This is a genomic window from Micropruina sp. (assembly GCF_027492755.1).
Classification (GTDB): Bacteria; Actinomycetota; Actinomycetes; order Propionibacteriales; family Propionibacteriaceae; genus Micropruina.
In genome coordinates this window covers 24,692-35,986 of record NZ_JAPUED010000224.1, presented here as the reverse complement: position 1 = coordinate 35,986, position 11,295 = coordinate 24,692, and the positions used below count along the sequence as shown (strand labels likewise).

The 11,295-nt window shown below is 69.3% G+C and carries 9 protein-coding genes; 5 read left to right on the top strand and 4 right to left on the bottom strand.

Features of this window, described 5'->3' with window-relative positions; all coding sequences use genetic code 11:
- Positions 1-2,245 (bottom strand): glycoside hydrolase family 2 TIM barrel-domain containing protein (locus Q0066_RS15605; RefSeq protein WP_298134668.1); only part of this gene is annotated, 2,245 nt, incomplete at its 3' end.
- 324 nt (positions 2,246-2,569) lie between these two features.
- On the opposite strand from Q0066_RS15605, the gene Q0066_RS15600 reads away from it, so the two are divergent.
- Together Q0066_RS15600 and Q0066_RS15595 are read left to right on the top strand one after the other, a co-directional pair.
- The gene (locus Q0066_RS15600; RefSeq protein WP_298134661.1) at positions 2,570-3,415 is read left to right on the top strand and encodes a DUF3097 domain-containing protein; all 846 of its coding nucleotides are present in this window, start codon (positions 2,570-2,572) and stop codon (positions 3,413-3,415) included.
- Positions 3,415-4,212, top strand: coding sequence for an inositol monophosphatase (locus tag Q0066_RS15595; protein WP_298134659.1), 798 nt, complete (start codon positions 3,415-3,417; stop codon positions 4,210-4,212). Before Q0066_RS15600 ends, Q0066_RS15595 begins: the two co-directional genes overlap by 1 nt.
- Positions 4,213-4,231: 19 nt before the next feature.
- Here Q0066_RS15595 and Q0066_RS15590 read toward each other — a convergent pair whose 3' ends face one another.
- From Q0066_RS15590 to Q0066_RS15580, 3 genes are all read right to left on the bottom strand, one after another.
- A complete protein-coding gene (locus tag Q0066_RS15590) occupies positions 4,232-6,880 on the bottom strand; it encodes a DEAD/DEAH box helicase (protein WP_298134656.1) in 2,649 nt (882 codons plus the stop codon).
- 71 nt (positions 6,881-6,951) lie between these two features.
- Positions 6,952-7,791, bottom strand: a complete 840-nt coding sequence (locus Q0066_RS15585; protein ID WP_298134653.1) for an MBL fold metallo-hydrolase — start codon at positions 7,789-7,791, stop codon at positions 6,952-6,954.
- Between the two features lie 41 nt (positions 7,792-7,832).
- Positions 7,833-8,216 carry a DUF1304 domain-containing protein gene (locus Q0066_RS15580; RefSeq protein ID WP_298134651.1) on the bottom strand — a complete coding sequence of 128 codons (384 nt, stop codon included), beginning with the start codon at positions 8,214-8,216 and terminating at the stop codon, positions 7,833-7,835.
- Positions 8,217-8,355: 139 nt separating this feature from the next.
- On the opposite strand from Q0066_RS15580, the gene hrcA reads away from it, so the two are divergent.
- From hrcA to Q0066_RS15565, 3 genes are read left to right on the top strand one after another with little or no spacing between them, the layout of a single operon-like run.
- The gene (gene hrcA / locus Q0066_RS15575) at positions 8,356-9,372 is read left to right on the top strand and encodes a heat-inducible transcriptional repressor HrcA (protein ID WP_298134648.1); all 1,017 of its coding nucleotides are present in this window, start codon (positions 8,356-8,358) and stop codon (positions 9,370-9,372) included.
- A 2-nt stretch (positions 9,373-9,374) separates the two neighbouring features.
- Positions 9,375-10,553: a molecular chaperone DnaJ gene (dnaJ, locus tag Q0066_RS15570; RefSeq protein WP_298134666.1), complete on the top strand. Its 1,179-nt coding sequence runs from the start codon at positions 9,375-9,377 to the stop codon at positions 10,551-10,553.
- A complete protein-coding gene (locus Q0066_RS15565) occupies positions 10,550-11,281 on the top strand; it encodes a 16S rRNA (uracil(1498)-N(3))-methyltransferase (protein WP_298134646.1) in 732 nt (243 codons plus the stop codon). The genes dnaJ and Q0066_RS15565 overlap by 4 nt, the downstream gene beginning before the upstream one ends.
- Positions 11,282-11,295: the final 14 nt, after the last annotated feature.

The window sequence follows — 11,295 nt, the reverse complement described above, 5'->3', positions numbered from 1 at the left end:
CGCGGAACTCGGCAAGGCCCAGCCGGTCGGGCAGCGGGTCGGTGGGCGACGTCCCTGGTGACCGAAGGAACCGTCCTTGGCGAGCGAAAGAACCGTCCCCGGTGACCAAGGGAACCGTCCCTGGTGACCGGGAGAACCGTCCCTGGTGACCAAAAGAACCGTCCCCGGTGACCAACCGGTGCTGGGCGGTGAGCAGCACGTGGCCGGCGTCGGCCCATGCGGTGTCGGACGCCAGCACGGCCTCGATTGTCAGCCAGAGTTCGCCGTCGCGGTCGCCCGCGGCATCGGACGCGACCCGCGGGAGGGGGACCCGCACCGAACCTCCGGGCGGGATCACCGGGAGGGTCAGTTCGCCTGAACTGGACGGTTCGCCGTCCGACTCGGCACGCCAGAGGAACCGGACGTCGGAGGAGCCAGCGCTGTGCCGCAGGTTTCGCACCTCCATGCCGTCGTCGAAGGTGATCCGGAAGGGCGCGACGACCTGTTTGAACTCGTGGAGTCCGGGGGTGGGGGTGCCGTCGGAGAGCACCAGCCCGTCCATCACGAAGTTGCCGTCGTGGATGACTTCGCCGAAGTCGCCGCCGTAGCCGAAGAATTCGACGCCGTCGGGGGTGCGGGTGCGCAGGCCGTGGTCGCGCCACTCCCAGACGAACCCGCCGTGCAGCCGCGGATACTTGTCGAACAACGCCTGATACTGGTCCAACCCGCCCGGCCCGTTGCCCATCGCGTGCGCGTATTCGCAGAGCAGGAACGGCTTGGTTCGCTGCCGCGCCGACTCCGTCACCGAGCAACCCAGCAGGGGTTCGAGCGAGTCGCGTCCGATCGCCGCCGTCTCGGGCACCGAGGAGTACATCCGCGAATACACATCGGTGTAGGCGCCGGCATGATCGCCCTCGTAGTGCACGGGGCGCCCGGGGTCGCGGTCATGCACCCAGGCCGCCATCGCAGCCAGATTCGCGCCGGTGCCGGACTCGTTGCCCAGCGACCACAACACGATCGAGGGATGGTTCTTGTCCCGCTCGACAGTCCGTTCGATGCGGTCCAGCAGGGCGTCGCGCCACGCCGGGTCATCGCCGGGATTCCCGGCCCAGCCGCCCGGTTCGAAGCCGTGGGTCTCCAGGTCGCACTCCAGGATCACCCAGAAGCCCAGCTCATCGCACAGGTCGAGCAGCCGCGGATGCGGGGGATAGTGACTGGTCCGGATCGCGTTCACGTTGAACCGCTTCATCAGGGCGAGATCCTCACGGGCCCAGGCCTCGTCGAAGACCCGGCCGCGATCGGGATGGGTTTCGTGCCGGTTCACGCCGTGGAACACCACCCGGCGACCGTTGACCAGCAACCGGTCGCCGTCGATCGCCACGGTGCGGAAACCCAGCCGCAGCGACACCGTCTCGCCGGCGCTGCTCACCGTGACCTCGTAGAGCCGGGGGAGCTCCGCCGACCACGGCTCCACCCCGTCGACTCTCACCGCCGCCACTTCGGACGGCGACGCCCAGACGGTTTCGACGCCCAACTCAGGGATCCGCAGAGTGACCGGGTAGGCGTCCGGTTCGGCCACGATCTCTGGTGCGAGCAGCCCCACCCCAGCGGCGTAGTCGCTACGCAGCCAGACATCGTCCAAGCCAAGTGCCGGGCGGGCCAGCAGGGTCACGTCGCGGAAGATGCCCGGCAGCCACCACTGGTCCTGGTCCTCCAGGTAGCTGCCCGCCGACCACTGATGCACCCGCACCACCAGCAGATTCGTGCCCGGCCGGACGGCGTGCGTCACGTCGAACTCCTGCGCCAGCCGACTGCCCGAACCGACCCCGATCTCGACGCCGTTGAGCCACACCCGGTACCGCGACTCGACCCCGTCGAAGCGCAACAGCACCGCCCGGGCGTTGCCGAACGGGGCCGGCAGGTCGAACCATCGCCGGTAGTCACCGGTCGGGTTGTCGTCCGGCACGTGCGGCGGATCGATCGGGAACGGGAACTGCACATTGGTGTAGATCGGACGGCCGTAGCGTCCATCACCCTGCAGCACCCAGTGTGACGGGACAGGGAGTTCGTCCCAGTCGGAATCGTCGAAGTCGGTGGCGGCCACGTCGTCCGGACCTTCGCCGGGCGGCACCACGTCACGGCCCCCGCCGGGTGCACCGGCCAGCAACCGGAACCGCCAACTGCCGTTCAGTGAGAGCTCGGGTGCATCGCTATGCAGCCGGGCACGGGCGGGGGACCGGCTCCCCGAGCCGGGCCCTCGATCGATCAGGTAGTGCGGATCGACGTCACCGCTCCTTCCGTGAGGCTGCCGCGCCGAAGCGCCGCAGGACGCAACTATCCCAGAGCCGGCTCAGCGGCCGTCGCGACGTGACTGGTCGTGGTTTCGACAAGCTCAGGCCCGCCCGCTCGACCACCCGTTGGTCGAGCCTGTCGAGACCCTTTTCGTCGATGGCGGGTAACCGCACCCGGCCGCCCGGCTGCGGCAGCGCCGGAGGGGCCGACGTCACTCGGGCAGTCGGAGCCGGCGCATCTCGCGCCACCCCCGGGTCTCAGCGCGGCACGGGCTGCCCGGCACACTAGGGTCGAGGGCGTGAGCCGATATCCACGCGACGTCCTGGCGCCCGGCTGGCAGCGGGCCGGCAAACCGACCACCACCGAGGTGCCCGCCCAGATCGGCATGGTGCTCGAAGACCCCACCTCCGGCTTCGTCGGTGCCCTGGTCAAACTCGAGAACGGCCTGCTGGTGCTGGAGGACCGCCGGGGTAAGCGGCGCAGCTTCCCGCTCGGACCGGGCTTCTGGCTGGACGGCAAACCCGTCGCGATCACACCCCCGAAGCGGCAGCCCAACGGACGCCCCACGCACACGGCGTCCGGCTCACGGGCCAGTACGACCCGTAGTCAGGCGAAGGTGGCCCTGCCCAGCAGGATCTATGTCGAGGGCCGGCACGACGCCGAACTGGTCGAGAAGGTGTGGGGCGACGACCTGCGGCACGTCGGCGTGGTCGTGGAGTACCTGGGCGGCATCGACGACCTGCCGGCGATCGTGGCCGAGTTCGCGCCGGAACAGGGACGGCGGCTCGGCGTTCTGGTCGACCATCTGGTGCCCGGCTCGAAGGAGTCCCGCATCGTGGAGCAGGTGACCAGCCCGTGGGTGTTCGTCACCGGTCACCGATTCATCGACATCTGGACGGCGGTCAAGCCGTCCGTGCTCGGCATCAAAGCCTGGCCCGATGTGCCTCGCGGTCAGGACTACAAGGAGGGGCTGTGCCGCGCCCTGGGCTGGCCCGCGCGCACCCAGACCGACATCGCCCACGCGTGGCGGCACATCCTGTCGAAGGTGACGTCGTGGCGTGACCTGGACCCGGCACTGCTCACCGAGGTGGAGAAGCTGATCGACTTCGTCACCGCCGACCACGCCGACACGCTGGAGCCGTGATGACCGGCCCGATCATGGACACCGCCGCCGTCACAGCCGCCATCCGGGAAGTGGCGGACACCGAAATCCTGCCCAAATTCCGTGCCTTGGCCGACGACGAGATCATCGAGAAGCGGCCCGGTGACGTGGTCACGGTGGCCGACCGGCTGGCCGAGCAGGCGCTGACCCGGATCTTCCGGGCGGCGAATCCCGACTGCCTGGTGGTCGGCGAGGAGGGGATCTACGCCGATCCGGCGCCGCTGAAGGCGCTGCCCGGCGCCGAACTGGCGTGGGTGATCGATCCCATCGACGGCACCCGCAATTTCGCCTCCGGCAGCCCGGACTTCGCGGTGATGGTGGCCGAGGTACGGTCCGGCGTCACCACCCGCGGCTGGATCTGGCAGCCGATGCATCACCGGATGTACGTGGCCGAGTTGGGTTCCGGCGTCCGGCTGAACGACGAACCGGTGGCTGCCCGGCCGGTGCCGGAGCAACTGGTGGGCGCGTTGCACGGCCGCTACGGCCATCCGCGCCCCGGGGTGCCCGAGCACGTCAGCCTGGTTCGGCTGGCCGGCTGCTGCGGCGTCGACTACCCCAACGTGGTCGAGGGCCGGCGGGCCTTTCTGGGTTACTGGTCGATGCACCCATGGGATCACCTGCCCGGCGCGCTGATGGTCACCGAGACCGGTGGACGGGTGGCGACCGCCGACGGCCGGACCTACGCCGCCGGAGTGACCGGCCGCTACCTGTTGGCGGCCGGGTCGCCCGATATCTGGGAGCTGGCCGCCGGATTGGCGAAGGATCAGTTCTCCCGCTGACGAGGAACCCGGCGCCCGCTCAGCCGTCGAGCCGGTGCAGGGCGGTGACCGCCAGCACCAGCTCGCCCGCCTCGTCGGACGCGTCACAGTCGACCACCGCGTCCAGTACCCAGTCGCGGTTGTCGTCGGGGTCACGGACGATCTGCCGGACGCCCCGCACCCGGGCCGTCGTCGGTTCCGGCGCGCCGACCGGCTGGCCGTGCCGTTCGTCTCCGATCACCACATAGGAGGGCCCGCGGGCGTCGCCGTCGAGCAGCATCTCGTCGTGTTCGGCGTAGTAGTCCTCGAGTGCGGCGTCCCAGCGGGGGCGTGTCATCACGACATCGCGGGCGGGTTCGGTGCGCTCGGACGCCTCGCGCTCCAGCCGGACCAACGCGGCCAGGTCGTCGCGGGCACAGGCCGCCAGCCGGGCCCACAGCGCGTTGCGGATCAGCACCTCGAAGCTGCGGCCCTGCTTCGACAGCGGACGCGGCGGCGCGGGCGCGGTGTGGTCGATGACGTCGCTCGGCGCATGCTCGGGATCCATCAGCGCCGTCCACTCGTCCAGCAGCGAGGAGTCGGTCTGCCGGATCGTCTCGCCCAGCCAGTCGATGATGTCCTCCAGGCCGGGGCTGCGATGGGTCTCGGGCACGGTGTGCTGCAGCGTGCGGTAGGCGTCGGTGAGATAGCGCAGCACCAGCCCCTCGCTGCGGGCGACCTGGTAGCGGCTCACCAGATCGGTGAAGCTCATCGCCTGCTCCCACATCTCGCGGACCACCGACTTGGGCTCCAGCGCGTCCGGCCGCAGCCAGGGATGGGTCTGCCGGTAGGTCTCGTAGGCGGCTTCGAGGAGTTCGGCCAGCGGCTTGGGCCAGCTGATCGTCTCGATGATCGCCATCCGCTCGTCGTACTCGACGCCCTCGGCCTTGAGCCGTCCGATCTCTTCGCCGCGGGCCGCGTTCTGCTGGGCGAACAACAGGGTCATCGGAGGCTCCAGCACCGACTCGATGACCGACAGCACATCGAGCGGATAGCTCTCCGCCTCCGGGTCGAGCAGGTCGAGGGCGGCCAGCGCGAAGTGGGCGAGCGGCTGGTTGAGTGCGAAGTCGTCCGGCAGGTCGACGGTCAGCACGTAGCGGCGGCCGTAGCCGTCCGGCTGGTCGAGCCGGGTGACAACGCCGGAGTGCACCAGCGAGCGGACCAGCCGCAGCGCCCGGCGCACCAGCCGCAGTTGGGAACGGCGATTCTCGTGATTGTCGGTGAGCAGCCGGCGCAGCACGACGAAGGCGTCCTCGTCGCGGCTGAGCACATTGATCAGCATCGCGTTGTCGACCTTCATCCGGCTGGTGAGCCGCTCCGGCTGCCCGGCGACCAGTCGGTCGAAGGTCTGCTCGCTCCACACCACCGAACCGTCGGGGGCCTTCTTGAGCTGTGCCTTGGACGCCCGCTTGGACCGCTTGGACTCACTCATCGCGGCGTTCTTGGCGGCCGCCTTCGCCTTGGCGCGTTCGTTGGCGATGACATGCTCGGGGGCCTGGACGACCACATAGCCGGAGGTGTCGAAACCGGCCCGGCCGGCGCGTCCGGCGATCTGCAGGAACTCGCGGGTATGCAGCACCCGCTGCCGCGATCCGTCGAACTTCGCCAGCCCGGTGAACAGCACGGTGCGGATCGGCACGTTGATGCCGACGCCGAGGGTGTCGGTGCCGCAGATCACGCTGAGCCGGCCCTGCTGGGCGAGCTGTTCGACCAGCCGCCGGTATTTGGGCAGCATGCCCGCGTGGTGGACGCCGATGCCGGCCTTGAGCAGCTTGCTGAGCGTCTTGCCGAAGCCGGCGGCGAACCGGAAGTCGCGCAGCAGATCGGCGTCCGAGTCGGTGATCGGACGCCGTCCGCCCGAGCGTTTGCCGAAGCCGGCGGCCAGTAGCGAGGTGGCGTGCTCGACCGCAGCGGCCTGGGTGAAGTGGACGACGTAGACCGGCGCCTGGTGGGTTTCGACGAGTTCGTCGAGGGTCTCGTCCAGCGGCGTCATCGCGTAGCGGAAGGTGAGCGGCACCGGACGTTCGGCTTCGGCGACGATCGCGACCTCGCGTCCGGTGCGCCGGGTCAGGTCGTCGGCGATCCCGGACATGTCGCCCAGGGTGGCCGACATCAGCAGGAACTGGACGCCGGTCAGCTCGATCAGCGGCACCTGCCAGGCCCAGCCCCGATCGCGTTCGCCGTAGTAGTGGAACTCGTCCATCACGACCAGGCCGACGTCGGCGTCCGATCCCTCACGGAGCGCGATGTTGGCCAGCACCTCGGCGGTGCAGGCGATGATCGGGGCGCCCGCATTCACCGAGGCATCCCCGGTCAGCATGCCGACGTTGTCGGCACCGAAGATCGCCACCAACTCGAAGAACTTCTCGCTGACCAGGGCTTTCACCGGGGCGGTGTAGAACGACACCCGGTCGGTGGACAGCGCGGCATGGATCGCCGCCGTCGCCACCAGCGACTTGCCGGAGCCGGTCGGGGTGGTCAGCACCACGTGCGCGCCGGCGAGCAGTTCGATGATCGCCTCGTCCTGATGCGGGTAGAGGCTGATCCCGAGCCGCTCGGTGTAGTCGGTGAACGACTCATACAGAGCGTCGGCAGTGCCGTCGTCAGCGGGGTCGACCCGAAGCGGACGGAGCAGGCGGGTCGTGTCCATAACCGTCCAACTATCTCATTGGAGACCGATGGAACCGTCCCCATGGCCACCGGTGAGGAGAGAACCCGCTTCTACTTGAGCAGCCGGAGCTGGGTGCGGGGAACTTTGCCCTCGGCGGCGAGCTGGGCGTAAGCGATTGGCAGGACGGCGGTGATGGTCTCGTCGTCGTAGGGCCAGTCGCCGGCGGTGAGCGCGTCCTCGAGTTTCACGCCCTGGCCGATCAGGTGCTCGACCTGGCCGTAGACGGCGGAGATCTCGGCGCGCTGGGTGAAGGCGAACACGCGGTCGACGGGCTCGCCGTGGCCGGGCACCAACACGGTGTCTTCGCTGACCAGGCCCAGGACGCCGTCGAGGGCGGCGGGCCACTCCTTGAGGTGACAATCGGCGCCCATGGCCGGGGGAGCCGCCTGCTCCAGCAGGTCGCCGGTGAAGATCAGTTGGGCGTCCGGCACGATCACCACCACATCGCCGGCGGTGTGGCCGCGTCCGAAATGGACGAGTTCGACGTACCGGTCACCCAGATTGATCATCCGGGCCAGCGCCATCGGCCGATTGGGCGGCTTCAACAACTCGACGTCGAAGCCGAGCCCAGCGGCCTCGGTGGCGACCTGATCGGCGTCCAGCGCGGCGACCAGGGTCTCGTGGCCATGGGTGGTCAGGTCGTCGAAGGCCGCCAGCCCGTAGTAGTGGTCGAAGTGGCCGTGGGTGACGACGGCGCCGAGCAGCGGCACCCCGGCAACAGCCTCGGCGGCGGCACGGATTTCGGCGCCCTGGGCCGGCGCGGAACCGGTGTCCACGACCAGCGCCCCTGCTGATCCCACGATCAGGCCGATGTTCACCCCGGCGGGCTGGGCGACGGCACGCCAGATGCCGGGACGGAGCTGCTCGAACGGAGTCAACGAGAACTGCATCGGCTCAGCCTATGCGCGGGTGGCAGCTGAGCGCCGCATGCTCAGCCGGTCACCAGACGGACCAGCAGAGCCAGCAGCCCGATCAGCGGCAGGGTGCCCTGGACGAGCGCCGCGCGTAGCTTGGACCGGTCATGGGTCACCAGCACGATCGCCGCTGCCAGCATCGAACCGAGGCCGACGATCAGCAGGGTCAGCGAAACCGCCGGCCAAGCGAAGGTCACGATGCCGGCGATGACGGTGATCGCCAGGAACAGGTTGTAGAAGCCCTGGTTGTAGGCCAGTTGCCGGGTTGTCGCGGCCTGCTCCACAGTGGTCCCGAAGATCTTGCGGGTGCGGTCGTCCTGCCAGCGGAACGACTCCAGCCGGAAGATGTACACGTGCAGTAGGGCGGCCAACGCGGCGGCGCTCAGGACGATCAGGGTCACGGCAACCTCGCACCAGGGATTCGACGGCGATGGCTCAGGGTAGCCGTTGGACTGGCCGGACGAGAGAAACCGTCGGCTTCCACTACACTGGCACTCGACCACCGAGAGTGCCAGTGTCGCGCGAGTGCTGAGGAGGGCCATGTTGGACGACCGCAAGCTCTCCATCCTGCGTGCCATCGTCACCGACTACGTCTCCTCCCAGGAGCCGGTGGGTTCCCGCGCGCTCGTCGAACGGCACAACCTCGGCGTCTCACCGGCCACCGTCCGCAACGACATGGCGGTGCTGGAAGAAGAGGGCTACATCACCCAGCCGCACACCAGCGCCGGCCGGATCCCGACCGACAAGGGCTATCGCCTGTTCGTCGACCGGCTGGCCGCGGTGAAGCCGCTGTCGCTGGCCGAGCGCCGGGCCATCCAGACCTTCATGGCCGGCGCCCTCGATGTCGACGACGTGGTGCGCCGCACCGTCCGGCTGCTTGCCCAGATCACCCAACAGGTCGCGATCGTGCAGTATCCGGTGCTGTCCAGCGCGACCATCCGGCTGATCGAGGTGCTGGCGCTCACCCCGGGGCGCGGACTGGTCATCCTGGTCAACTCCACCGGCCGGGTCGAGCAGCGTCCGATCGACCTGATCGACGCCGGCGAGGAACAACTCTCCGAACTACGCGGACGACTCAACGCCGCGCTGGTCGGCTGTGCGCCCTCCGCGGCCGTCGACCGGTTGAGCACCATGATGGATGAGTTGCCGCCCGATCTCCGTCCGGTCGGTTCGGTGGTCATCGCCACCCTGCTGGAGCTGGCCACCGCCGATCCCGCCACCCGCGTGGTGGTCGGCGGCGTGCCCAACCTGACCCGGTTCGGCGACCAGTTCGAAACCACGGTGAAGCCGGTGCTCGAGGCACTGGAGGAACAAGTCGTGCTGTTGCGGTTGTTGGGTGAAGCTGGTGGGTCCAGCGACGTCACCGTCCGCATCGGACACGAGAACCCGTACCAGCCGCTGCAGTCGACCTCGGTCGTGGCCAGCGCGTACAGTCACGGCGACGATGTCTGGGCGAGCATGGGAATCGTCGGCCCCACCCGGATGGACTATCCGACCACCATGGCCTCGGTGCGGGCGGTCGCCCGCTACGTTGGCCGTTTCCTGGCAGAGGGATGATGTTGACCAAGGATTACTACGACGTTCTGGGCGTGTCCCGCGACGCCACGTCCGAACAGATCAAGAAGGCCTACCGCAAGCTGGCCATGAAGTACCACCCCGACGTCGCCGACACCGCCGACGCCGCCGACAAATTCAAGGAGATCGGCGAGGCGTACGAGGTGCTGCATGACGCGAACAAGCGCGCCATGTACGACCGCGGCGTCGACCCGATGGCATCCGGCGGCGGCTTCCCGGGCGGCGGCTTCGGCTTCCCCGGCGGTGGTGGCGCTGCCGGCTTCGACTTCACCAACCTGGTGGACGCCATGTTCGGTCAAGCGGGAGCCCGCGGCCCCCGTTCACGCGTGCGGCGTGGCCAGGACGCCCTCGTCCGGCTCTCGCTGACGCTCTCCGAGGCCGCCTTCGGCGTCACCAAGCCGGTGCGGGTCGAGACCGCGGTGATCTGCGGCACCTGCAACGGCTCGGGCGCCAAGGACGGCTCGGAGCCGGTGACCTGCACCACCTGCCACGGCCAGGGCGACATCACCCAGATCCAGCGCTCGTTCCTGGGCGACATCCGGACCACCCAGCCCTGCCCGGTGTGTCGCGGCTACGGCACCACCATCCCCAACCCGTGCGGCGAATGCTCCGGTGAGGGGCGCGTCCGCTCGCAGCGCACCATCAACGTGAAGATCCCGGCCGGGGTGAACGCGGGCAACCGGATCCACCTGGAACACCAGGGCGAGGTCGGCCCGGGCGGCGGTCCGGCCGGCGACCTGTACGTGGAGCTGAGCGTCGAACCGCACGACACCTTCAAGCGCAACGGCGACGACCTCGAGATGGTGATCAAGCTGCCGATGACGGCGGCGGCGCTGGGCACCGAGGTGACCCTGCCGACGCTGGAGGCCGAACGCGACGACATGGACGCCGAGGCGGGCACCGTCCGGCTGTCCATCCCGAGCGGCACCCAGTCGGGCACCCGCATTCCGATCGCCGGACGCGGCGTGCCGCGGCTGCGCGGCGCCGGACGGGGCGACCTCGGCGTTACGCTACTGGTGCAGACTCCGAGCAAGCTCGACGAACACCAGCGGAACCTGCTGCGGCAACTGGCCGAGGCGCGGGGTGAGGCGGGTGCCGAGATCGCTGTGGAGAAGCATCACAAGGGTGTATTCGGCTGGCTGAAGGACGCATTCACACAATGACCGAAGCATTGTTCCTGGCGGATCTGGACTCTCCGGCGGTCGGCGACACGGTCGCCGTGACCGGCGACGAGGGCCGACATGCGGCGATCGTGCGCCGGATCCGCAAGGGCGAGATCGTGCTGGTCAGTGACGGCATCGGCAACGCGATCAAGGGACCGGTACTGACCGCCGACGTCAACGGTCTGACGGTCGAGGTGGCCGAGGTGCTGACTGACCCGGCGCGGCCGCTGCGGTTCACCGTGGTCCAGGCGCTGGCCAAGGGCGACCGGACCGAGCTGGCCCTCGAGATGCTGACCGAACTCGGCGTTGACGAGATCGTGCCCTGGCAGGCGTCCCGGTCGGTGGTGCGATGGGCGCCCGACCGCGTCGAGCGCGCCCTGGCCCGCTGGCGCAACATCGTCCGTGAAGCCACCAAGCAATCGCGCCGCTTCCGAGTGCCCCGGGTCAGCCCGCCGCTGACGACGCCGGAACTTGCGCTCCGGGTCGCCGAGCCGGCGCTCACCTTGGTGCTGCACGAGGGCGCGGACGTCTGGCCGTCCGTGGCCGACCTGCCGGCCGAGGGCGAGGTGATGGTGATCATCGGTCCCGAAGGCGGCCTGACCCCCGAGGAACTGGAGCTGTTCGCCGAGGCGGGCGGCCGTCCGACCCTGATCGCGGACGCGGTGTTGCGGACATCCACCGCGGGTGTCGTGGCATTGGCGCAACTGCAAGCGCTGACGCGTGCGTGAACACCTCGCATCCC